Annotated in this window: 24 protein-coding genes and 1 tRNA gene; 10 read left to right on the plus strand and 15 right to left on the minus strand. The window is 64.2% G+C overall.

Annotation, left to right across the window (positions count from 1 at the left end; genetic code table 11):
* Window positions 1-6 precede the first annotated feature (6 nt).
* The 6 genes from P6U23_RS01035 to tesB form a co-directional block, all read right to left on the minus strand.
* On the minus strand, window positions 7-1,221 hold the full coding sequence (locus tag P6U23_RS01035) for an aminotransferase class I/II-fold pyridoxal phosphate-dependent enzyme (RefSeq protein WP_407177787.1): 1,215 nt from the start codon (window positions 1,219-1,221) through the stop codon (window positions 7-9).
* Between the two features lie 351 nt (window positions 1,222-1,572).
* A complete protein-coding gene (locus P6U23_RS01040) occupies window positions 1,573-3,072 on the minus strand; it encodes an ammonium transporter (protein WP_407177788.1) in 1,500 nt (499 codons plus the stop codon).
* 37 nt (window positions 3,073-3,109) lie between these two features.
* A complete protein-coding gene (locus P6U23_RS01045; RefSeq protein ID WP_008142813.1) occupies window positions 3,110-3,448 on the minus strand; it encodes a P-II family nitrogen regulator in 339 nt (112 codons plus the stop codon).
* Between the two features lie 332 nt (window positions 3,449-3,780).
* The gene (locus P6U23_RS01050) at window positions 3,781-5,088 is read right to left on the minus strand and encodes an ammonium transporter (protein WP_407177789.1); all 1,308 of its coding nucleotides are present in this window, start codon (window positions 5,086-5,088) and stop codon (window positions 3,781-3,783) included.
* 67 nt (window positions 5,089-5,155) lie between these two features.
* Entirely contained in the window at window positions 5,156-5,494 is a 339-nt protein-coding gene (locus P6U23_RS01055; protein ID WP_407177790.1) for a P-II family nitrogen regulator, read from the minus strand.
* 256 nt (window positions 5,495-5,750) lie between these two features.
* The gene (gene tesB / locus P6U23_RS01060; RefSeq protein ID WP_407177791.1) at window positions 5,751-6,611 is read right to left on the minus strand and encodes an acyl-CoA thioesterase II; all 861 of its coding nucleotides are present in this window, start codon (window positions 6,609-6,611) and stop codon (window positions 5,751-5,753) included.
* 152 nt (window positions 6,612-6,763) lie between these two features.
* Between tesB and P6U23_RS01065 the strand changes: the two genes are divergently transcribed.
* Window positions 6,764-7,984 carry a ubiquinone biosynthesis hydroxylase gene (locus tag P6U23_RS01065; protein WP_407177792.1) on the plus strand — a complete coding sequence of 407 codons (1,221 nt, stop codon included), beginning with the start codon at window positions 6,764-6,766 and terminating at the stop codon, window positions 7,982-7,984.
* 124 nt (window positions 7,985-8,108) lie between these two features.
* Here the strand turns inward: P6U23_RS01065 and P6U23_RS01070 are convergent, their stop codons facing one another.
* The 3 genes from P6U23_RS01070 to P6U23_RS01080 are packed head-to-tail and all read right to left on the minus strand — an operon-like array spanning window position 8,109 to window position 9,850.
* Entirely contained in the window at window positions 8,109-9,038 is a 930-nt protein-coding gene (locus P6U23_RS01070) for an alpha/beta hydrolase (protein WP_407177793.1), read from the minus strand.
* A gap of 7 nt (window positions 9,039-9,045) precedes the next feature.
* The gene (locus tag P6U23_RS01075) at window positions 9,046-9,240 is read right to left on the minus strand and encodes a Trm112 family protein (protein ID WP_024512972.1); all 195 of its coding nucleotides are present in this window, start codon (window positions 9,238-9,240) and stop codon (window positions 9,046-9,048) included.
* A 13-nt stretch (window positions 9,241-9,253) separates the two neighbouring features.
* Window positions 9,254-9,850 (minus strand): TetR/AcrR family transcriptional regulator, encoded by a 597-nt coding sequence (locus tag P6U23_RS01080; RefSeq protein WP_407181739.1) that lies wholly within the window; start codon window positions 9,848-9,850, stop codon window positions 9,254-9,256.
* A gap of 87 nt (window positions 9,851-9,937) precedes the next feature.
* Between P6U23_RS01080 and P6U23_RS01085 the strand changes: the two genes are divergently transcribed.
* The 4 genes from P6U23_RS01085 (at window position 9,938) to P6U23_RS01100 (ending at window position 12,561) form a co-directional block, all read left to right on the plus strand.
* Window positions 9,938-10,288, plus strand: a complete 351-nt coding sequence (locus P6U23_RS01085) for a hypothetical protein (RefSeq protein WP_407177794.1) — start codon at window positions 9,938-9,940, stop codon at window positions 10,286-10,288.
* Between the two features lie 154 nt (window positions 10,289-10,442).
* Window positions 10,443-11,342 carry a hypothetical protein gene (locus P6U23_RS01090; RefSeq protein WP_407177795.1) on the plus strand — a complete coding sequence of 300 codons (900 nt, stop codon included), beginning with the start codon at window positions 10,443-10,445 and terminating at the stop codon, window positions 11,340-11,342.
* Between the two features lie 25 nt (window positions 11,343-11,367).
* On the plus strand, window positions 11,368-11,721 hold the full coding sequence (locus tag P6U23_RS01095) for a cupredoxin domain-containing protein (protein WP_407177796.1): 354 nt from the start codon (window positions 11,368-11,370) through the stop codon (window positions 11,719-11,721).
* 9 nt (window positions 11,722-11,730) lie between these two features.
* Complete coding sequence (locus tag P6U23_RS01100) at window positions 11,731-12,561, plus strand: FTR1 family protein (protein ID WP_407177797.1); 831 nt, start codon at window positions 11,731-11,733, stop codon at window positions 12,559-12,561.
* Window positions 12,562-12,632: 71 nt separating this feature from the next.
* Here the strand turns inward: P6U23_RS01100 and P6U23_RS01105 are convergent, their stop codons facing one another.
* Window positions 12,633-13,307 (minus strand): LON peptidase substrate-binding domain-containing protein, encoded by a 675-nt coding sequence (locus P6U23_RS01105; protein WP_407181740.1) that lies wholly within the window; start codon window positions 13,305-13,307, stop codon window positions 12,633-12,635.
* Between the two features lie 112 nt (window positions 13,308-13,419).
* The gene (gene trxA, locus P6U23_RS01110) at window positions 13,420-14,334 is read right to left on the minus strand and encodes a thioredoxin (RefSeq protein WP_407177798.1); all 915 of its coding nucleotides are present in this window, start codon (window positions 14,332-14,334) and stop codon (window positions 13,420-13,422) included.
* A 379-nt stretch (window positions 14,335-14,713) separates the two neighbouring features.
* Here trxA and P6U23_RS01115 point away from each other — a divergent pair.
* The 4 genes from P6U23_RS01115 to P6U23_RS01130 all read left to right on the plus strand — a co-directional run bounded on the left by P6U23_RS01115 (window position 14,714) and on the right by P6U23_RS01130 (window position 18,144).
* Window positions 14,714-14,788: transfer RNA gene (locus P6U23_RS01115), tRNA-Gly, on the plus strand.
* Window positions 14,789-14,825: 37 nt separating this feature from the next.
* Window positions 14,826-15,848 (plus strand): succinylglutamate desuccinylase/aspartoacylase family protein, encoded by a 1,023-nt coding sequence (locus P6U23_RS01120; RefSeq protein ID WP_407177799.1) that lies wholly within the window; start codon window positions 14,826-14,828, stop codon window positions 15,846-15,848.
* Between the two features lie 272 nt (window positions 15,849-16,120).
* Window positions 16,121-17,395, plus strand: a complete 1,275-nt coding sequence (locus P6U23_RS01125) for a PQQ-dependent sugar dehydrogenase (protein ID WP_407177800.1) — start codon at window positions 16,121-16,123, stop codon at window positions 17,393-17,395.
* A gap of 161 nt (window positions 17,396-17,556) precedes the next feature.
* A complete protein-coding gene (locus P6U23_RS01130; protein ID WP_407177801.1) occupies window positions 17,557-18,144 on the plus strand; it encodes a c-type cytochrome in 588 nt (195 codons plus the stop codon).
* Between the two features lie 195 nt (window positions 18,145-18,339).
* Here P6U23_RS01130 and P6U23_RS01135 read toward each other — a convergent pair whose 3' ends face one another.
* From P6U23_RS01135 to P6U23_RS01150, 4 genes are all read right to left on the minus strand, one after another.
* Window positions 18,340-18,792 (minus strand): TetR-like C-terminal domain-containing protein, encoded by a 453-nt coding sequence (locus tag P6U23_RS01135; RefSeq protein ID WP_407177802.1) that lies wholly within the window; start codon window positions 18,790-18,792, stop codon window positions 18,340-18,342.
* A 216-nt stretch (window positions 18,793-19,008) separates the two neighbouring features.
* On the minus strand, window positions 19,009-19,929 hold the full coding sequence (gene panE, locus P6U23_RS01140) for a 2-dehydropantoate 2-reductase (protein ID WP_407177803.1): 921 nt from the start codon (window positions 19,927-19,929) through the stop codon (window positions 19,009-19,011).
* Between the two features lie 147 nt (window positions 19,930-20,076).
* The gene (locus tag P6U23_RS01145) at window positions 20,077-21,375 is read right to left on the minus strand and encodes an MATE family efflux transporter (RefSeq protein ID WP_407181741.1); all 1,299 of its coding nucleotides are present in this window, start codon (window positions 21,373-21,375) and stop codon (window positions 20,077-20,079) included.
* Between the two features lie 128 nt (window positions 21,376-21,503).
* Window positions 21,504-22,103 carry a DUF2239 family protein gene (locus P6U23_RS01150; protein WP_407177804.1) on the minus strand — a complete coding sequence of 200 codons (600 nt, stop codon included), beginning with the start codon at window positions 22,101-22,103 and terminating at the stop codon, window positions 21,504-21,506.
* 159 nt (window positions 22,104-22,262) lie between these two features.
* On the opposite strand from P6U23_RS01150, the gene P6U23_RS01155 reads away from it, so the two are divergent.
* Window positions 22,263-22,928, plus strand: coding sequence for a glutathione S-transferase family protein (locus P6U23_RS01155; protein WP_407177805.1), 666 nt, complete (start codon window positions 22,263-22,265; stop codon window positions 22,926-22,928).
* Window positions 22,929-22,987 lie beyond the last annotated feature (59 nt).

Raw genomic sequence — 22,987 nt, forward strand, 5'->3', positions numbered from 1 at the left:
TAGCGCTTACTCCAAGGTCTCGACCAGCCGATGCAGCGCTTCGGCCGTCGACTCGCTGTCCGACACCAGCGCCAGGCGGATGTAGCCCGCGCCGGGATTGAAACCGTCCGCCTGCTGGCGCGCCAGATAGCTGCCGGGAATGACGCGCACGCCGGCGTCCCGATAAAGTCTGACGGTTACGGCTTCGTCGCCGCCACGATCGGACACGTCGAGCCAGACGCAGAAGCCGCCGTCCGGCCGCTTGTAGCCATAGCGGCTGCCGAGGATCTGGTCGGCCAGATCGAATTTGATTCGATAGAGCCTGCGATTTTCCTCGACATGAGCCTCATCGCTATAGGCGGCCACCGCGACATGCTGCAGCGGCACCGGCACTTGCGGAGCCGCGACATTGCGCAGCTCGTGGAACAGGCTGATGAATTGCTTGTCGCCGGCGGCAAAGCCGACGCGCATGCCCGGCAGATTCGAACGCTTCGACAGCGATTGGAATACGACCACGCGGGCGAAGTCCGGCCCTGCGCATTCCAGCGCACTGCCCGGCGCCTCGCGGGTGTAGATTTCCGAATAGCATTCGTCGCTCAGGATCACGAAGCGATGCCGCTCGGCGAGCTGCCTCAGTCGCCTGAAGTAGTCAGGCGAGGCGACCGACCCCTGCGGGTTGGCGGGGGAGGCGATGTAGATCGCGACCGTCCGTGCGAGCAGCGGCTCATCCAGCGAATCGAGTTCGGGCAGGAAACCGTTGGCAGGCGTGGTCGGCAGATAGACCAGTTCGCAACCGGCCGCGCGCGCACCCGCCCCATAGACCGGATAGAACGGGTTCGGCATCAGGATCGCAGGTCTGCCGCGGCGTTCGCCGACATAGCGCGCCGCGGTGATGGCGGCGAAGAACAGGCCCTCGCGGCTGCCGTTGAGCACCAGAATTTCGCTCTCGGGATCGACGGGGCGCGGCAGCTTGAAACGGGTGGAGAGCCAGGCGGCGGCGGCTTTGCGGAACGGCTCGATGCCCTTGGCCAGCGGATAGCGGCCGAATTCGGCAATGTGCTGGGCGAGCACGTCGCCGACAAAGCCGGGCAGGGGGTGCTGCGGCTCGCCCAGGGACAGCGTAATCAAGGGCTTGCCGGGCTTGTACGGCGCCAGAAGTTCCGCCGTGCGGGCAAAGGGCGAGCGTTCGCTGTCCTGTTGGCCGGCGCCTTGCGGCGTGCGGGATGGAGCGGTCAGAGGCATACGTAAAGCGCCAGTACTCGAGACAAGACCGCCGATCACGTTGACGGGACCGGCCGGAAGCGGATCAGATCACCATAGATAGGGCGAGGTTAAGACGCGATTAACCATCGAAGCCAGCGGTGATTTTGGCACCTCCGGACTCCTAAAAACCACTTTCGGGGCGGCTGTGCCAGCCAGGATTCGGCGGACGGCCTTCCCAAGTTCCGTTAGCGCCGCGGCAGGCGCAAGAGAACAAAAAGAAAGGGGCTCCAACTTGCGCTGGAGCCCCTCAACGGTCGGGGCATTGCCGGGTATGTGCCCAAACCGAAGTTGTGGGCGCGGCCTGTTACGCTGAGCCGCGCCCCGGGAGGATCACATGTTGTAGGCGCGTTCGCCGTGGTCGGTGATGTCAAGGCCCTCGCGCTCCTGCTCGACCGAGGGACGCAGGCCGACGATGAGATCGACGACCTTGTAGAGGATCGCCGAACCGATGCCGGACCACACCAGCGTGGCCAGCACGGCCTTGCTCTGCGCGATCATCTGGGTGGCGAGGTCGTACGTGCCGGCGTTGTTGCCGGTGATGTTGGTGTAGTCGGTGATGCCGACGCCACCGAGCGCAGGATTGACCAGGATGCCGGTGCCCAGCGCGCCGACGATGCCGCCGATGCAGTGCACGCCGAACACGTCGAGCGCGTCGTCATAGCCGAGCGAGTTCTTCACCGTGGAGACGAAGAACAGGCAGATCGGCGAGACCACGAGGCCCAGCACCAGCGCGCCGACCGGGCCGGCGAAGCCGGAGGCCGGGGTGACGGCGACGAGACCTGCCACCGCGCCGGAGCAGATGCCGAGCAGCGACGGCTTGCCCTTGACGATCCATTCGCAGAGCAGCCAGGACAGCGCCGCACCGGCGGTCGCGACCATGGTGTTGACGAAGGCGAGCGCGGTGGTGCCGTTGGCCTCGAGGTTCGAGCCGGCGTTGAAGCCGAACCAGCCGACCCACAGCAGCGAGGCGCCGATCATGGTCATGGTCAGCGAGTGCGGAGCCATCAGGTCCTTGCCGTAGCCCACGCGCTTGCCGATGATGAGCGCGCCGACGAGGCCCGCGATGCCGGCGTTGATGTGCACCACGGTGCCACCGGCGAAGTCCAGCGCGCCGGCGCCGGCGAGCCAGCCGACATTGCCGGTGACTTCGTCGAGCTTGGCCTGGGCTGCGGTCTTGGCTGCGGCGTCGGTCGCGGCGGCCAGGGCCTTGGCGGCGGCCGCAACGTCATCCGGAGCGGCCACGTACCAGACCCAGTGCGCGATCGGGTAATAGATGAAGGTCGACCACAGGAGGATGAACAGCATCACCGCCGAGAACTTGATGCGCTCGGCGAAGGCGCCGACGATCAGGGCCGGCGTGATCATCGCAAACGTCATCTGGAACACGAAGTAAGCGAGTTCCGGAATGACAACGCCGTTGGAGAAGGTCGCCGAGGTCGAGCTGGCATCGACACCGTGCATGAAGGCCTTGGTGAAGCCGCCGATATAGGGCGTCATGCTGCCGCCGTCGCCGAAGGCGAGCGAATAGCCGTAGATCGTCCAGGTCACGCCGATCATGGAGACGATCGCAAACACCTGCGTCAGCACGGACGCCATGTTCTTGGTGCGGACCAGGCCGCCGTAGAACAGCGCGAGGCCGGGGATCGACATCATCAGGACGAGGGCGCTGGATGTGAGCATCCAGGCCACGTCGCCCTTGTTGGGAACGGGTGCGGCGGCCGCGGCAGGTGCCGCGTCTTCGGCGAACGCCGCATCGACGAAGCCCGCGACGCAGAGCGCAGCGAGTGCGAGGGCTGCCCATCCCGCGCGGGTGGGACGCTTAAACGTCATTTTCAATTACTCCTGAGTGATAAGGGTGAGCGCGAAATCAGAGGGCCGCCGCATCCGCCTCGCCGGTGCGGATACGAACCGCATGGTCGAGGTTGATGACGAAGATCTTGCCGTCGCCGATCTGGCCGGTTTTCGCGGCCGATGTGATGGCATCGATGGTCTTGTCGACCTGGTCCGATGCCACAGCCACCTCGATCTTGATTTTGGGCAGGAAACTCACGGCATATTCGGCGCCGCGATAGATTTCGGTATGACCTTTCTGGCGGCCATATCCCTTGACTTCAGTGACCGTGAGACCATGAACGCCAATGGCGGTCAGGGCGTCGCGGACTTCCTCGAGCTTGAATGGCTTAATAATCGCCATAACAATTTTCATGGGTCCTATCCCCGCTTGGGCCCGGTGTGGACGAGGCCGGGCGTTGTCGACTGAGGTTCACCACGCGGAGAAAAATTCACAACGCGGGGGCACAGCCGCGACCGGAGGAATCAAATGCCGTGCCAGATCGACGGCATGCCCTAACGGATTATGAACGCGGGTCTTTTCGCGTTTTACGAGAATGGGCGCGACCTGTGCTATTTGGTCGCGCCCAAGGATTAATCAGTGTTGCTCAAATCGTGCGCACGCCAACGTCCCGACACAATCGTGCTCATGCGCCGGGCAGCAGGACGCCTATGGAACGGTAATGGGGTGCTGGATTTACCAGTTGTTTACTGCAGCGCCTCGCCATGTTGCGAAATATCGAGGCCTTCCAGCTCGTGTTCCCGCGATACCCGCAGCGGCACGAACACGCTCACCAGTTTGAGGATCACGTAGGTGACGCCGGAACACCAGGTCAAGGTGACCGCGACCCCGTAGAACTGAACCAGCAATTGCTCTGCGTGGTCCTCGATCACACCGGACACGCCGCCGATCGAGGCGGTCGCAAAGACGCCGGCGAGCAAGGTGCCGGTCAGGCCGCCGACGCCGTGCACGCCGAAGACGTCGAGCGAATCGTCGTACTTGAAACGTTGCTTGAGCCAGGTGCAGGCCCAGTAGCACACCGCACCCGCGATCACGCCGATGATGACGCCATGCCAGGGCGCCACAAAGCCGGACGCCGGTGTGATCGTTCCGAGACCTGCGACCGCGCCCGAAATCATGCCGAGCACCGACGGCTTGCGGCGGGCCGACCACTCGATCGCGCCCCAGGTCAAGGCGCCGGCGCAGGCGGCCAGATGGGTGGCGATGATCGCCATCACCGCGCGCGAGTCCGCCGCTAGCGCCGAGCCGCCGTTGAAACCGAACCAGCCGACCCACAGCAGGCCGGTGCCCATCACCGCGAGCGACAGGTCAAACGGCGACAGGTTCTCGTAGCCATAGCCCTGGCGCTGGCCCAGCACCCTGGCGGCGACCAGTCCGCTGACGCCCGCGGATAGATGCACCACCAGGCCGCCGGCAAAATCCACAACGCCCATGCTGGCGAGAAAGCCGCCGCCCCAGATCCAATGCGCAAGCGGGACATAGACCAGCACGAACCAGGCGATCGAAAACAACAGATAGGCGGAAAACCGCATGCGGTCGGCCACCGAGCCCGCCACCAGCGCCACCGTGATGATCGCAAACGTCATCTGGTACAGCATGAACAGAGCTTCGGGGATCGTCTTGGCGGCAGGATGCACGCTGTCCATGCTCATGCCGGCGAGGAAGATGCGATCCAGCGCGCCGACCCATGGGCCGTCGCCGGTGAACACCAGCGAATAGCCGAACGTCGCCCACAGGATCGAAATGATCATCACCGCGGCGAGGCTCTGCGCCATGGTCGCCAGCACGTTCTTCTTGCGTACCATGCCGGAATAGAACAGCGCGAGGCCGGGAATGGTCATCATCAGCACCAGCGCGGTGGCGACGATCATCCATGCCGTATCGGCGCCATCGACGCTTGACGTCGCCGCAAAGGCCGGCGTCGACGCGCAGGTGATCGTTGCAAGTCCGATGAGCGCAGCGCAGCGCGCTCCGCGAAGCAGGAGTGCCCCCATTGTCATGTTCCCGGCATGATGGCGCGGCCGCCGTCGGTGCCGGTCGCGCGGCTGAAGAGAGTCAAGGTCAGAGCGCGTCGCTGTCGGTTTCACCGGTGCGGATGCGCAGCGCGTGATCGATGGGCGTGACGAAAATCTTGCCGTCGCCGATCTGACCGGTGCGCGCATGCGTCGTGATCACCTCGATCGCCCTCTCCGCGACGTCGGAAGCAACGGCGATTTCGATGCGCAGCTTCGGCAGGAAATTCACGACATATTCGGCGCCACGATAAATCTCGGTATGGCCCTTCTGCCGGCCATAGCCCTTCACTTCCGTCACCGTCATGCCGTGCACGCCGATCGCCGTCAGCGCCTGGCGCACTTCGTCAAGCTTGAACGGTTTGATGACGGCGACGATGAGTTTCATTGGTCGGGCCCCCGGGGTTCGGCGGCTTGGTCGGTCAACGGCCGACCCGCCGCGCTCTGGCATCTTTATGGGCAAATGGCACAAAAAAGCTGCAAGGTTAAGGGGCGTTCGGGACCTGTTCGAAAATTAACCCTGTGCAGGCCGAGCCAACTCCATCTGAAGAGTACCAGAGAGCGTGAATGTTCGCTGAGACAACCAAACCGGGAAAGAGGGAGCCAGGGGAGGCGCGCGGTTCCCGCCCGCATGGAGCTGCGGTTCAACGACGCTCGCGCACCGAGCCTTCCTGGGCGACGGAGGCGACCAGCGTACCGTCAGGCTTGAAGATCAGCCCGCGCGTGAGACCCCGCCCGCTTTGGGCGCTGGGCGAATCCTGGGCGTAAAGCAGCCATTCGTCGGCGCGGAACGGACGGTGGAACCACATCGCGTGATCGAGGCTTGCCGGCATCATCCGCTTGTCGAACAGCGTGCGGCCGTAGCGCGCCATCACCGCGTCGAGCAGCGAAAAATCCGAGGCATAGGCGAGCGCGCACATATGCAGCGCCGGATCGTCCGGCAGCTTTGCCGCGGTCCTGATCCAGATGTGAATGCGGCCGTCCTCGATTTTCTGGCCGAAATAGCGGCCGATCTCGACCGGGCGCAATTCGATCGGACGATCGGATTCGTAATAGCGGCGGATGAATTCCGGCATTTCGGGAAACATCGGCTGCTTGGACAGTTCCTCGGCGGTGAGCTTCTCCGGTCCGGGCACGTCGGGCATCTTGTCATGGTGGTCGAAAGACCCCTCCTCCTCGGCGTGAAACGATACCATGATGGAGAAGATGGCGTTGCCGTGCTGAATGGCGGTGACGCGCCGCGTCGAATAGCTCTTGCCGTCGCGCAGCCGTTCGACCTGATAGATGATCGGCACCTGCGGATCGCCGGGCAGGATGAAATAGCAATGCAGCGAATGCGGCAGCCGGCCCTCCACCGTGCGGCACGCCGCGACCATCGCCTGTCCGATCACCTGGCCGCCGAATACCCGTTGCCAGCTCGTCTTCGGGCTGTTGCCGCGGAACAGGTTCACCTCGATCGGTTCGATGTCGAGAATGGCAAGCAGGTCGATCAGGCTCTTGGACATTTGCGTGCTTTCGGGTTCTTGGGGACGTCATTCCGGGCTGGATGCTGTCGCATCTTCCCGGAATGACGGTACCGGAGATATTCGGGCCCTTGTTTCGCCCATCTGTTTCGCCCAGCTATAATCCGGTAGCAAGGGCGGGAGGCGGTGAGTTCATGTCGGCACAGGCGAGTATTGTCATCGGCGGCGGCGCATTTGCGGGATTGGCGCTGGCGCTCGGCTTACGTCAGGGCCTGGGCGCCGATATCCCCGTCATTGTGGCAGACCCCGCGCTGGCGTCCCGGCCGAGCCGGGATCCCCGCGCCACGGCCATCGTTGCCGCCTGCCGGAGGCTGTTCGCCACCATCGGGGTCTGGGAGGACGTCGCCGCCGAGGCGCAGCCGATCCTCGACATGGTGATCACGGACTCCAAGCTGCACGATGCGACGCGGCCGGTGTTCCTGACCTTTGCCGGTCATGTCGAGCCGGGCGAGCCGTTCGCCCACATGATCGAGAACCGCTATTTGATCGACGCGCTGGTCAAGCGTGCCGAGGAAAACGGCGTCGAGCTCAGGGCGACCGCCGTCACCGACTACGACGCGCGCAGTGACGGCATCGATGTGCAACTGGCCGACGGCAGCACCGTCGCGGCGAGCCTTTTGGTCGGCGCCGACGGCGCCCGCTCGAAATTGCGCGAGCGTGCCGGCATTCCCACCCATGGTTGGGATTACGATCAATCCGGCATCGTCGTGACCGTCGGCCATGAACGCGATCATGGCGGGCGGGCTGAAGAACACTTCCTGCCAGCCGGTCCGTTTGCGATCCTGCCGCTCAAAGGCAAGCGCTCCTCCCTGGTCTGGACCGAGAAACGCACCGAGGCTGCCCGTATCGTTGCCCTCGATGACGCCGCGTTTATGCAGGAGCTCGAGCGGCGGTTCGGCCTGCATCTCGGCGAAATCAAGCCGCTGGACAAGCCGCGTGCCTTCCCCCTGTCCTATTTCGTCGCGCGTTCCTTCATCGCCGAACGCCTGGCGCTGATCGGCGACGCCGCTCACGTGATTCACCCGATCGCGGGGCAAGGGCTCAACATGGGCCTGAAGGACGTCGCGGCCTTGGCCGAAGTCGTGGTCGATGCGGCCCGGCTCGGCATCGATATCGGCCAGGCCGACGTGCTCGAACGCTATCAGCGCTGGCGGCGTTTCGACACCATGGCGATGGGCGTCGCCACCAACTCGCTCAACTTCCTGTTCTCGAACAAATCGACCCTGCTGCGCACAGTGCGCGACATCGGGCTCGGCTTCGTCGATCGCGCGCCGCCCTTGAAAAACCTGTTCATCCGTCAGGCGGCGGGGCTCACCGGCGAAGTGCCGCGGCTGCTGAGGGGCGAGGCGTTGTAGCTCAGCGCCAACTGTCATTCCGGGGCGATGCGGCAGCATCGAACCCGGAATCTCGCGCCACAAGCTCTAGACTGGATTCCGGGTTCGCTCGCGTTTCGCGAGCGCCCCGGAATGACATCCCAGATTAACGCACGCCGGCGTCCGAGATGAACGCGGCGACCTCCTCGATCATCGCGGCATCGAGCGGCCGCTCCGGCTGATTGTAGGCGGCGAGATCGTCGGCGTCGTTGCCGACGTCGACCAGCACGTGATTCATCTCCGGCACCCACAAGGTCTTCGCTGTCGAGGCGGCCGTGCTCAACGCCAAGAAGTCGAGCCGGGCCACCTGGCGGTCGCGGCCGCCTCCGACGATCAGCATCGGTGCCTGCACCTTCTTCAGCGGCGCGATGGGATCTTCCGTGAAGGCCGAGGCAATGCCTGGCTGCAAAGCGGGTGGGATGGAAAGGCCCGGCGGCGAGGGATCGACGATCTGGCCGGCCATGATCGCGTCGATCGCTTTTGCGATCGGCCCATACGTCTCAGGCGGAAGCTTCTTCTCGAGCTGCGCCTTGAGCAGATCACCCTGCTTTCGCGCGGCGGTCGCGAGCAATACCAGGCGGTCGATGGGCTGCTTTTGCGCTGCCAGGATGGCGACCAGACCGCCTTCACTGTGTCCAACCAGCACAATGCGCGAGAACTTGCCGCTGCTGCGGAGATAGTTCACGAGCGCCGCCGCATCCTCCACATAATCCTTGAAGCGAAAATCCTCCGGCTTGCCGAACTCGGGCTTCCATGCCCCGGCTCCGCGCTTGTCATAGCGGAGCGTCGCGATATTGCGTGCGACCAGTTGCTCGGACAGTTTCTTCAGCGTCGCCGGCTTCATCTGCGGCCCGTTGCCGTCATGATCGGTGGACCCGGAGCCCGCGATCAACAGCGCGACCGGTGGCCGCTCGACGCCTGCAGGCGTCGTCAACACGGCGTCGATGGCGCCTACGGTGATCTTGCTCTCTTCGGCCGACGCCGCCGCGGTGAGCGCGGAAAGCAGAAGGCCGATCGCGGCCAGAACGGCGCGCATGGATCGCCTACTCGATCTTCCGCGCCTCTTCCGGCAGCATGATCGGAATGCCGTCGCGTATGGGATAGGCGAGCTTGGCCGAACGGGAGATCAGCTCCTGCTTCGCCGCGTCGTATTCCAGGGGCCCCTTGGTCACCGGGCACACCAGGATTTCAAGCAGTTTGGGATCGACGGTGTTTTCGGGACGTTCCGGCGGGGTCATTGGCGTGCTCCAGCTAGCGATTCGCTTTTAGCATAGCCGTGCCTTGCATGTCGTTGGCCTGTGCCAAGGCCATCCCTGTCGAGCCCATCCCTATCAGCTCATGCAGCACGGCGTCTTGCTTGGCTCTCGGCAGCGGCTTGTCGGACAGCGCATAGCCGACGAAAGCCCAATAGAGAATTTGCGCCCGCGCCTGCGCAGTCTCGGCCGGCAATCCCGCTCCGCGTAGCAGACTTTCCACGTAGTCCAGCCGCCGCCGATCAATCGCCTGCACGGCGGCGCGAGCTCGGGAATCGAAGGTCGCCCAGCTCCGCACCGCCTTTTCCAGCATCAGCCGACCCGAGAAGCTTCGCCGCAGCAAACGTGACAGCGGACTTTCGTCCGCCTCGCCTGCCTCGAGGTCGGCGATGACCCGCTCGGCGGCCACTTCCCGCCAATGATCCAGCACCGCGGCGTGATAGGCGTTCAAATCGGCGAAGTGCCAGTAAAAGCTGCCGCGTGATACGCCCAACGCCTTCGCCAGCGGCTCGGCTTTCAGCGCCGGGAAACCGTTTGCCGCGAGCGCCTTGAGGCCCGCCTCGAGCCAGTCGGTGGCGGAAAGTTGATCAGCCATGATGTCCCGGACCATACACTGCTGTATTGACAGGCGCCAGGGCGAGGCGCATACACCATACACTACTGTACGGAAGCGGAGACGTCGATGCGTGATCTCCTGCTGCAATCTTCGGGGCTGCTCGCGATCGCGGCGGCCCTCATCCATGGCGTGCTCGGTGAGACCAAGGTGTTCGCCCGCGCCACCATCGAGCCAAAGCGGGCGCGCACCCTGATCCGCGCGGTATGGCAAGCCGGCACCGTCGCCTGGGTCGGCGGCGGTGTGCTGCTGATTGCTGCGTCATGGATGGAATCGGACCAGGCGCGGCACTGGATCGTCGCGACTTCCGCGGTCGTGTACGCCTTTGCCGCGCTGGGCAATGCCTGGGCGTTGAGAGGCAGGCATGTCGGCTGGATCGCCATGAGCGCCGTGGTGGCGCTCGCGCTTGCGGGTTACTGAGGCCGCCGGGCAGACGCCGCGTGTGGTGTCAGGGTGCGGCGATTTGAGAGAAAGACTTAGAATCGTTCCAGTTTAGAACGAGTCTTTTTGGCCGCAGGTGCCGCAAGCCTTTAGCTGATGCCGTCGAAACGGGGCAAGCGACGGAATCATTGGCATGCGCAGAGCGATCGAAGTTGAACGGCATGCCATCCTGGCAATCCACGTTGCCCTTGCGCTGCTCTGTCTCGGCGGCATCGCGCGCGCCGACGACGCGAACGACTGGCTCGAGATCGAGACCAAATACATCTTCGGCTTCACCACGGGCTCGGGCATCGGCATCGAGGGCGAGAGGGAATTCACCGTCGACAGTATCGGCCGGTTCGGCAAGCGCGACGGTCATTACACGGCCACCGAGACCAAATATGAATACGAATTCACGCCCTCCCAGTTCGTGCAGATCGAATTCGGGGCGCTCGGCTCGACCCACAACATCGGCGGCGTGACCGATCTCGACAACCGCAATGCTGCCTCCTTCGCCGGCGGCTTCGCCGAGTTCCGCTATCTCGCGCTCGAGCGCACCTCCGACAACCCGCTCTCGGTGACGCTCGCTTTCGAGCCGAATGTGCGCCTGATCGACGAGACCAGCGGCGAGCACGTGCACAATTACGAGTTCGAGACCACCGTCAATGCCGATCTCGAACTCCTGCGCAACCGCCTCTATGCGGGGTTCGATCTCCTGTACGAGCCGGAGGTGACATGGACGGCCGCGGGCGATACCGTTCGCGAAGCAACCCTCGGCGGCTCGGCAGCGCTCTCGTTTCGTATCGTTCCCAATGTGCTGGTGGGCGGCGAGGTCTGGTATCTGCGCCATTATGATAGCCCGACCCTGTCGGCCTTCACCGGGGATGCCGTGATGCTGGGGCCGACGCTCTACGTGCAGTTCACGCCGAAAATGTTCATGGTCGCGGCCTGGAACAGCCAGGTCTGGGGCCGCGAGGCCGGCAATTCGCTGGCGCTCAACCTGTCCGAATTTCAGCGCCATCGGGCGCGCCTGAAATTCGCCTGGGAATTCTGATCTTACTCGCATTGAAGGGTCGATAATGTCGCACGCCAAGCCGATACCGATACGCCTGAGCCTTGCCGGCGCCTGCGCGCTGGCGCTGCTGTCCGCGGCACCGACACGTGCGGAGCAGGCGGTGGAGGTTCAGCTCACCTATGCCAACGGCGCCTTCCAGCCGAGCGAGGTTCGCGCGCCGGCGGACCGACCCGTGGTGTTCCGCCTCAAGAATCTCGACGGAAAGGCAATGGAGTTCGAAAGCAAATCACTGCGGGTGGAGAAAGTGGTCGCCGCGAAAAGCGAAGGCATCATCAATGTGCGGGCGCTCAAGCCGGGGCGCTATGAGTTCTATGACGACTTCAACGAAAAAGCGCGCGGCGCGCTGAATGTGCAATAGGAAGCCAAGGTGCTGGCTGCGCTGATCATCGTGTTCCGTGAGGTGTTCGAGGCCGGCCTCATCGTCGGCATCGTGCTTGCGGTCACAGCTTCGGTGCCGCATCGCGGCCGCTGGATTGGCGGCGGCGTGCTGGCGGGCGTCGTGGCCGCGTGCCTGGTCGCGGCCTTCGCCGGTGTGTTGTCGCAGCTCTTCGAAGGCATGGGGCAAGAGGTCTTCAACGCGGCGATCCTCGGGATCGCCGTGGTGATGCTGACCTGGCACAATGTCTGGATGGCGCGGCACGGCAGGGAGATCGCGGGCGAAATGCGCGCGATCGGAAGAGCGGTCGCCGAAGGCAGCAAGTCGCTGTTGGCGCTCTCCGTCGTGGTTGGCGTCGCCGTGCTGCGCGAGGGCAGCGAGGTCGCGCTGTTTCTGTATGGCGTGGCGGCGTCCGACGGCAGCTCCGCCTTGACGCTCACGCTTGGCGGCTGCCTCGGCCTGGTGCTCGGCGCAGGCGTTTGCCTGCTCACCTATTTGGGCCTGGTGCGCATCCCGCCGCGGGCATTGTTCGGGACCACGACGGTGCTGATCACCCTGCTCGCAGCCGGCATGGCGGCGCAGGCGATTGCCTTCCTGGAGCGCGCGAACTGGCTCACCTCGCTGAACACGGTCGTGTGGGACTCGGGCTGGCTGCTGTCGGACCAGAGCATTCCCGGACGCGCCTTACACACGCTGATCGGCTACACCGACCAGCCGACCGAAATGCAGGTCTGGGTGTATCTGGCCGTGATCGCGGTCACGGGTCTGCTGATGCTGATGACGGCACCACAGCGCGCCCGCCCCGCCGTTGCGGCGAGGTGATCGCCTCACGCTTACGCTCGCGCCTCAGGATGACGGGGCAACATGGGCGGTCCCTAATCCGCAGGCTGCAACTACTGCAGCGGCGGGTCGCCGCTGGTGCGCTTCTTGGCCAGATCGATCTGGGTGACCGCGATCAGGATCTCGGCGCGGGTCTTCAAGTCGGGCGCTTCCAGCATCGCCTGCTTTTCGGCGGCTCCATACGGCGACATCATCGCCAGCGCATTGACCAGCGCCTCGTTGGGCGCACTCTCGATGCCCTCCCAATCGACGCTGAGATCGTTCGCCTTCAGGAAATCCGCCAGCACGGCAAGCAGCGCATCGCGGTCGACCGCCTCCTCGCCCTTTCGGGCGGTGAAATCGTCGAGATACGGGAAGTAGTCCACCTTGCATTGCCGGTACGGCGTCAGCACTTGCATTTCTTCGACGATCTTGAACCGCGAGATGCCGGTCAATTCGAGGATGTAGCGGCCATCGCCGGTTTCGGCGAGCTGGGTGATGCGCCCGACGCAGCCGATGCGAAACAGCGCCGGCTGCTCTTCATTGGCCGAGTGAGTAACATCGGGCTGGATCATGCCGATGAGCCGATGGCTATCGCGGAAGGCATCGTCCACCATCGCGAGGTAGCGTTGTTCAAAGATGTTCAGCGGCATCTGGCCGCGCGGCAACAATAGCGCGCCAGCCAGCGGAAACACTGGAATCACCTCAGGCAGATCGCCGGGTCCGCGATATTCGGCGTTGATCGGCATCAAGTCCCCGTTTTCCGAAGTTCGCACAACCCTGGCAGCGCCCCTGATACGAACTTCGGGAACGAAGGGGCGCTAGCTGAATGAATCCATCGCGGCCCCGGCGGTTGAGGGTTTACGAAAACAGGATCGTCGACAGACGCTTGCGTCCCTCAATCGTGGCCTCGTCGGCACCGCCCCAGGCCTCGAAGAATTGCACGAGCTGCTTGCGGGCGGCATCGTCATTCCATTTGCGGTCGCGCTTGACGATCTCCAGCAACTGGTCGGTGGCTTCGGCGCGCTTGCCCGCCGCGTTGAGCGCGGTGGCGAGATCGAAGCGCGCCTGATGATCCAACGGATTTGCGGCGACTTTCTGTTCCAGTTCGTGGACCGGGCCAAGTGAGGAGGCCTGCTCGGCAAGATCGATCGCGGCCTGCACCGCCTTCACCGCGGCGTCGTTGCGCTTGGAATCCGGCACCATGGCCAGCGTCTGCTTGGCCTTTTCGACCGCGCCGGTCGCCACATAGCACTTCGCCAGGCCGGCGAGCGCCGGGATGTTGGTCGAATCATGCGCCAGCACCTCGGCGTAGACTTGCGCGGAGGCGGCGACATCGCCCTCCGCGAAAGCCGCGTCCGCCTCTTTCAAGATCTCCGCAAGATCGGGCTCGCCTGCCGCAGGCACGCCGCGCGTCAGCTTCTCGATGAAGGCGTTGACCTGGCTTTCCGGGAGCGCGCCCATGAAACCGTCGGCCGGCTGTCCGCCGACAAAGGCGATCACGGCCGGGATCGACTGGATTCCCATCTGGCCGGGAATGGCCGGATGCTCGTCGATGTTCATCTTGACCAGCTTGACCCTGCCCTTGGCGGCGCGAACCGCCTTTTCAAGGATCGGCGTGAGCTGGCGACAGGGACCGCACCACGGGGCCCAGAAATCGATCAGCACCGGCTGACGCCTGGATTCCTCGATGACGTCCTTCACGAATGTCTGGGTCGTGGTCTCCTTGATCAGATCGGGCGCGGCCGCCGCGCCGCCCTGCTCTACTATGGTCACGGGATCCTCGTCCGCTGTCTGAAAGGGCCCTTCTAGCACGGCCCGCGTGGTGGTCTTAGAAGTTCTGTTCAGCTAGATGGCGGTCTGGCGACAAATTTCAATCGGCTCGGAACCTTGCCGCTCAAATCGGAGGTCGGTCGGGCCGACGGCGTCCCTGCCCGAAAGCGGGCGAATCGGGGTCCATCCGGATGCGACTCCGCTGTTCTGCCGATCTGACCTGCGAACTTGACGCCCTCGATCGGGATTTCGGGCCGATTTGGCGCCAGCTAACCCACTTTTGCGGGTTCCAGGCCTTTCGCGGGCATTGCATTCGCCGGCGGCATTTGGCATAGGTCTGCCGTTGCCGGCGCCCACGGGCGGCCGCCAATGCACAGAGGATGCGGGTGTAGCTCAGTGGTAGAGCACGACCTTGCCAAGGTCGGGGTCGTGGGTTCGAGCCCCATCGCCCGCTCCAATTTTCTTCAAGTCCGCAGATCCTTCAGGGTGCGATCGTGACCGATGTCGGCGCCCAGGCTCAGCCCGTCATCGAATATCCCGTCGAGTTTTCGCCACCTGACATCGCGCGCTGGCGCGACGGCACGACGGGCGTTCCCTTCGTTCACAGTTTCGCAGGCGCGCAACCGGGTCCTCATCTTCTGATCACGGCCCTGGTTCATGGCAATGAACCGGCCGGCGCCGTGGCTCTCGATCGCTTGCTGTCGCAAGCTGTCAGTCCCTCGCGCGGGCGCCTCACCCTCGCTTTTGCGAATGTCGATGCCTACGCGCGTTTCGATCCTTCCGCGCCCCGGGCCAGCCGCTGGGTCGAAGAAGACATGAACCGGATCTGGTCGCCGGATATTCTGGATGCGCCGCCGCGCAGCGCCGACGTCGCGCGGGCCGTGGCGTTGCGGCCGTTTGTCGAGCAGGCGGATTATCTGCTCGACCTGCACACCACCCAGCATCCGAACGAACCCCTGGTGCTTGCCGGCCCGCATCAGCGCAGCCGCGAGCTCGCACGCAAGGTTGGACTTGCCGATCTCGTCGTGGTGGACCGCGGCCACGCGCAGGGGCCACGCATGCGCGATTGCGGCGGCTTCGGTGATCCTCACTCGGCCAAGACCGCGCTCTTGATCGAATGCGGTCAGCATTGGGCGGCATCAAGCGGCGAGGTTGCCTACGCAGCCTGCATCCGCATGCTGCAACGCCTGGACATGATGCCCCAAGCATTGGCGCCCCAAGCCTTGACGCCCCAAGTGTTGGCGCCCCAAACTTTCGAGGCACCGACCGTCTCCTTGCCCGATGGGCCAAGCCGCTTCATCGAGATCACGATGCCGGTGACGATCAAGCACGCGTTCGTCTTCGCGCTTCCCTTGCGCGGCGGTGAAATCATTCCGCGTGCCGGCACCGTGATCGGCTATGACGGCGGCGAACCCGTCGTCACCCCGCATGACGATTGTTTTGTGCTGATGCCGTCGCAGCGCCTGTGGGCCGGTCTGACGGCGGTCCGTTTGGGGCGCCTGATTCCTGCCTCCTGAGCCGCAGCGTCGCCTAACAATGCAGCATGGGCTTCGAGCACGGCGAATGCGCCGGAGCCGCAGCAACCAAAGTCTCTGCGCGAGCCCGCAGTGCGAAATATCTTCTCAACTCTCGCCGCCTCGATCGCACAATCTCGTGTGCGCTTCTCAGCCGTCTTAGATGTGCTAAGGTTTTTGCGTCTGATCACACGGCAGACGCCAAGTTCGTTTCTCGGAACGTTCTCAAAAAACACGACAGACGCGGCCGCCAGGCCGCATAGGGGAGTGACGTGATGAAGCCGGCTTTCCACCGCACCGCTCTTGTGCTCGCAGCAATCGGCCTGATTGCTGGCGGGAGTTTCGCCAGAGCGCAACAACAACAGCAGCAGAGCCAGGGGCTGAAGCACTACGAATCCGGCAATAAGGAATTCTGGACGCATCCGCCGGACGACTGGTTTCTGGGCGACGAGACCGAAGCGCAGAAGGGCTTGGCGCCGCCGTCAGGTCCGCCGACCGGCGCGTCGGAGGCGGAGCTTGCGGCGCTGATCAAGAAGATCAAGCTGCCGCCCGGATTCAAGATCGAGGTCTGGGCGCCCGGCGTGCTGGCGGCGCGGCAAATGGCCTGGGGCGACAAGGGCACGCTGTTCGTCGGCTCCTTCGGGCTCGGCAACGTCTATGCGATCACCGACAATGGCGGAAAGCGCGAGGTCAAGACCGTCCTCAAAGGCCTGAACATGCCGACCGGCGTCGCCTTCAAGGATGGCGCGCTCTATGTGATCGCGGTCGACAAGCTGATCAAATATGAGAATGCCGAGGCCAATCTCGATCATCTCGGCGAGGGCAAGGTGGTGTATGACGACATGCCCTCCTACGCCGCGCATGGCTGGAAATATATCGCGGTCGACAAGGACGGCTGGTTCTACATTCCGTTCGGCCCTCCCTTCAACATCGGCATTCCCCCGACCAGCGTCTCACAGATCCGCCGCGTCGATCCGGCGAGCGGCAATGCGGAAATCTGGGCGCTCGGCGTGCGCAACAGCGTCGGCGGCGACGTCGATCCGCGCACCGGCAAATACTGGTTCACGGAAAACGCGCGCGACTGGATCAGCGACGACCTGCCCTCCGACAAGCTGAACATGATCTCCAGGATCGGCGAGCATTTCGGCTATCCCTATTGCCACCAGGGCGATCTGCCGGATCCGAAATTCGCGATGGGTCACAAGTGCTCGGAGTTCGCGCCGCCCGTGCTCAAGCTGGGCGCGCATGTGGCTCCGCTCGGCATGAAGTTCTACACCGGCAGCCAATTCCCGGCCGAATACAAGAACTCGATCCTGATCGCCGAGCACGGCTCCTGGAACCGGCATAAATACCAGGGCGCGCGGATCGTTCGCGTCACCGCCGATCCCGACGGCAAGAATGCCAAGCAGGAGGTGTTCGCCTCCGGCTGGCTCGAAGGCGACCAGGGCTATCTCGGCCGGCCTGACGATATCATCCTGGCCAAGGACGGCTCGATCCTCGTCTCCGATGACTGGGCCGGTGCGATCTACCGCATCAGCTACAGCAAATAGGAAAGCCTGACGAACGAGAGGCTGCGGTTGCCCCAAACGGCGCCCCGCAGCCTCTCTCTTTGTGATCTCTTGTGATGCCGAAGCCGCGTCGCACGCGTTAAGAAACATTGCGCTTTGCGGATCGCCCGCGCGTTCCGAAAAGCACACAAGGAGAAAACACGATGCGAAACGCCTTGCTGGGCTTGCTCGCTGTCACGATGATCGGCGCCTCGTCAGCCGAGGCCGCCGACATCGCGGCCGGCAAGGAGAAGGCTGAGATCTGCGCCGGCTGCCACGGCGCGAACGGCATTTCGGAGACTGAAAACATCCCCTCGCTCGCGGGCCAGCCCGATCAGTTCATTCAGTGGCAGCTCGTGTTTTTTCGTTCCGGCGCACGCAAGAACGAGCAGATGCAGCCGATCGTCGAGCAGCTCAACAATGAGGATATCCGCAATCTCGGCGCCTATTTTGCCTCGCTGACGCCGCCGAAGGCACAGGCCGACGACAATCCGGATCTGTCGAAGAAGGGCGCGCAGGCCGCGGTCGGCCGGCGCTGTGCCTCCTGCCACGCCGACAATTTCGCAGGCACCAAGGCGGTGGCGCGGATTGCCGGTCAGCGCGAGGAATATCTCGTCAAGGCGCTGCAGGACTTCAAGTCCGGCAAGCGATCCGGCGGCGGGGTCGCGGCCATGGCCGACGTCGCCTATCCGCTAAGCCAAGAGGAGATCGAGGCGCTGGCGCATTACCTCGCGCATTTCTCGGGCAGCTAAAGCAGTCGCCGATCCGGTGCAGGACCGGACGAGCGCCCACGCCCGTCATTGCGAGGAGCGACAGCGACGAAGCAATCCAGCGGTATCCGCGGAGAAAGTCTGGATTCGCTTGTGCTCGCAATGACAATGGAGATTGGGTGCGCCTTCCTTCGATACGCTCAACTCGGGGACTGCTCTGGCGCATCATCGCCGAGCTCACTTGCGCAGCACCGAAAGCCCCTCGGTGAACACCTTGATGGTCAGTTCGTAGCTCTGGTCGTGGCCGAGCGGCTCGAGAAACGATGAGGCCATCTCATGCAGGACGAAGCCGCGCACCAGGCTTCGCAGGATGCGCAGCGCGTGCATGGCCTGCTCGCCGCGCACGCCGAGCTGGCCGAAGACGCCGAGCACGACGGCGCCCAGTTCCATGTAGGCCGCGCGCCATTCCGGCGTGTCGATCTCGGGCGTGCGGAAGGTCGCCGCCGATAGGCCCGGCCGCTCCAGCGCGTAGCGGCGCATCGCCAGCATCATGGCGCGCAGGGCGTCAGCGCCCGTTTTGCCGGCAATCTCCCGCTCCACCGCTTCGCGCAGTTCGCGATAGCCCCTGACTGCAAGGATCCGGCGCATTTCCGGAATGGTCGACACCTTCTCCGACAGATGCCGCTCCATCTCGGCAGTGAGATCGGCGGCAATTCGCTTGTCCCAACTTGTCTGGGGAACGTCCAAGATGTCCGAGGGCTGCACGGCGGTTCCGTAAGGCGCGAGTCATTCACGGCAATAGCGGAACGTCTCCACTATTGCCAACCACGAAATGCAAGTGGAGGTCACATCTTCGCGCAAGCCGCGCGCTTGGCCGGGGAACTCGCCCCGCGCCTTACACCAAGCTTAAGCCCGCTCGCGCTCGTAGGCTTTCAGATGGGTGTAGGCGGTGTGCAGCCGCGGGACCGGAACCTTCGCGGCCTCGCCGCGCGCGATCAGGTCGCCGATCACGTGATCGGCTTCCACCGGCAGGCCGGCCTTGATGTCGCGGAACATCGATGCGGTCAGCGGCGAGCCCTCCGTCGTCAGCATGGCGAGCGAGCGTTCCAGAAACGGCGCGCGGGGCGGATAACCCTCCGCCGCGGCAACGGCCTTGCACTCATCGAAAATGCCAAGCACGAAATCCTTGCCGCGGGGTGCGGCCAGGATATTGCCGAGCGAGGCACGCATCAGGCTGGTGGTGGCGGCAAGCGAGGCCAGGAACACCCATTTCTCCCACATGTCCTGCAGGATATTTTCGCTGGCCGTGCCGCTGAAATTGCCGCTCTTGACCACCTCGGCGATTGCGCGCACTCGCTCGCTCGAGCCGCCGTCGCGCTCGCCGAAGATCAGCGACTGCATCGGAGCAAGCTGCACGACCTCGCGCTTGTCGTTCAGCGTCGCCGCGATGGCGCAGAGGCCGCCGAGCACCCGCTCGCGGCCGAATCGTCTGTCCAGAATATCCAGATGCAGCATGCCGTTCAGGAGCGGGATGATCGAGGTCTGAGGCCCGACAGCCGGCGCGAACGAGATTATGGCGTCCTCGAGGTCGTAGGCCTTGCAGCTCAACAGCACCACGTCGAAGGTCTCGTTGAGCCGGTCCGCCTGCACCGTCGGCGGATTCTTCAGCGTCACGTCCCCATTGGGGCTCTTGATCACGAGGCCAGCGGACGCCAGCTCCGCGGCGCGACGCGGACGCACCAGGAAGGTGATGTCCTGGCCGGCCTGCAGCATCCTGCCGCCAAAATATCCGCCAATGGCTCCGGCACCGACCACGAGAACACGCATTGTGTTGCATCCCTAGTTGTTTCGAAAGCAAATAGCGCAACAGCGGGCCATTGGCCATCATCTCTTTCGGGGGCTATCTGGCCGGTTCGCGTTGCCGCGTCCAGCCATTTCATGATGATCATCATATTGTGATTGGAGCAGGGTCGGTCAGATCAGGCGCCCGATCGCCCGTCTGCGCCAGACCAGTAGGTAATAGCCCATCTGCAGCACGAACATGGCGCAGAAGGTGATGGGATAAGCGATCCAGATTCCCTCGATGCCCATCAAGCGGCTGAGGACGATCGCAGCGGGCACCTCGATCGCGCTGATCGCGAGGATGGAGATCAGCAGCGGCATCCACACCGTGCCGCTGGCGCGCATTGCCCCCGAAAACACCGTCGACATTCCAAACGCCACCGTGCTCCACAGCACGATGTGCAGCAGCCCCTGCGCGAGCTCCAGCACCGCCGGGTCGGTGATGAAGAAGCTCATGAGTAGGCGCGAGAACAGATAGGCGATCGCGGCCAGTCCACCGGTCAAGGCAATGTTCATTTCCAGGCCCGTGCGGACGATCGCGCCCATCTGGTCGGCATGACCGCGGCCGATGGCCTGTGCGCCGAAGATCGAGACCGAGATCGCGATCGATAGCGCGGGAAATTGCACATAGCTCATGACCTGGTTGACCGCGCCATAGGCGGCCGTGGCGTTGGAGCCAAAGCTGTTGACGAGGCCGAGCAGCACCAGTTCCGCCAGCGACATCACGATCATGCCGATGGCGGTGGGAATGCCCAGTCGCAATACAATCCGGAGCAAGGCCGGATCGAGCCGCATGGATCGCCAGAACACGCCGTCGAATGCCAGCGGGTGCTTGCGCCGGAGCAGATGGACGTGGAGCCACAACAGGGTCAGAAAGCTCGAAATGGCGGAGGCCCAAGCGGCGCTGGCGATGCCGAGCCGGGGCAGGCCGAGCCAGCCGCGGAGCAGGGCCGGTGTCGCGGCAAGGCCGATCACGGTCGAGACCGACAAGGCAAGCAGCGGCGTCATGGTGTCGCCGACGCCGCGCATCATCGCGGTGATCAGAATGAAGGTGAAGGTCAGCGGCATCGTGATCATCATGATGCGCGCGTAAGTGTTGGCCGCACCGAGGATGTCGGGCGGCGTGGCGAGCGCGGCCAGGAGCTGTCGGCTGAACAGTCCGCCGAGAACGGCGATCACGCCGGCCAGCAGCAGCGCGACCGCCAATGTGGTGCCTGCGACAGCCTTGACCTTTCTCGGCTCGGCCGCACCCCAGGCCTGGCCGATCAAGACGCCGGCGCCCGAGCTCAGCCCTACCACGAAGGCGACCAGGAGGAACATCACCGGGAAGAAGACGGATACGGCCGCGAGCGCGTCGACGCCGATCATCTGGCCGAGGTAGACGTTGTTGATCGTGCCGAACAAGGCTTGCATGATGTTGCTCAGCATCATCGGCGCGAGGAAGATCAGAAACGGTTTTCGAAGCGAGTTGACGGTCGTCGGCACGGCTTTTTCCTGTTGAGCAGGCTCGGGCGCGGTGTCGCGCCGCATTGGCTTCGCGAGTTGATTGTCTTCTTCGCTTAGGGTGCGAGCTGGTCGGCGCGATCGGCGTAGGCGAGCTTGATGACGTGGTCGCGAATATCGGGCGGCCAGGTGGCGATGAGCGCGACGAAGCTCCGGCGGCCGTCGGCAAACAGCGCGCGCGCGGCTTCCTCGAAATCAGGCAGGTTGCCAGCCATCGCTGACATGAAGTGATAGGCGGCGTCGCGCGCCGCACGCTGGCGATCCGCATCGCCGCCCGCGCGGCGGGCCTGTTCGACCAGTTTGCGCAGAGCGACCGAGGCGCCCCCCGGCTGCGCATTGAGCCATTCCCAATGTCGCGGCAACAGCGTCACCTCGCGGGCGACCACGCCCAGTCTCGGCCGGCCGCGGCCGCGCGGCTCGCCGGCCGCGACGGTCTCCGGCGCGGAACCGGCGGGTGAGCCCTTCGTAAGCCGCGCCAGCACCTCATCGACACTGCCGCGCAGATCGAGGTCGATGGGACGGCCGGTTTCGTCGCTGAAGATTGCGATCGGCTCGGACGCCTGCGGCTCGGCGCGTTTGACCGCGAGCGCGACATCGGCCAGCGCGCCGGATGTCAGCCGTCGCTGGCCCTCAAAGGCGGTAAAGTGGCCGGACACGGGGAAAACCTCAGCTTGGATAACTGACGCGCTTTTTACCCGGGTATAATAACCATGTCAATATCGCCCGGGTAAAAACCGCACCCGTCGTTTCACCGCATCGTCAATGCCGCGCCGGTTTGTTAGGCCAGCGCGCAAGCAAGGCCTTTGGGGGTATTCATGCTGACCGTTCATCATCTCAACAATTCGCGCTCGCAGCGGGTGCTGTGGCTTCTCGAGGAACTGGGCGTCGCTTACGAGATCGTGCGCTATCAGCGGCAACCAGATATGCGCGCCCCGAAGGAGCTGCGTGCCGTTCATCCGCTCGGCAAATCGCCCGTCATCACCGATGGCGGCAACACCATCGCCGAGTCGGGCGCGATCATCGAATACGTCGTCGACACCTACGGCAACGGACGGCTGATTCCGCCGCCTAAGACGCCGGAGCGGCTGCGCTACGCCTATTGGCTGCATTACGCCGAGGGTTCGGCCATGCCGCCACTGCTCCTGAAATTGTTGTTCACGCTGATGCCCAGGCGCGCGCCGGCATTGCTGCGCCCCCTGGTGCGCAAAGTGTCGAGCCAGGCGTTGACCACGCTGGTCAATCCGCAGCTCAAGCAGCACATGGACTTTTGGGAAGAAGAGCTGTCCAAGAGCGAATGGTTCGCGGGCAATGAGTTTACCGCGGCCGACATCCAGATGAGCTTTCCGGTGGAAGCGGCCGCCGCCCGCGGCGGGCTCGAGCAGGGCCATCCCAAGGCGATGGCATTTCTGGAGCGCATTCACGCCCGCCCCGCCTATCAGCGCGCGCTGGAGAAAGGTGGGCCGTATCAGGTGGGGCGGTAACGCACCGTCATTCCGGGGCGCACGTTAGCGCGAACCCGGAATCTCGCGCCACAACGTCT

Source organism: Bradyrhizobium sp. STM 3562, from assembly GCF_045571435.1.
Lineage (GTDB): Bacteria > Pseudomonadota > Alphaproteobacteria > Rhizobiales > Xanthobacteraceae > Bradyrhizobium.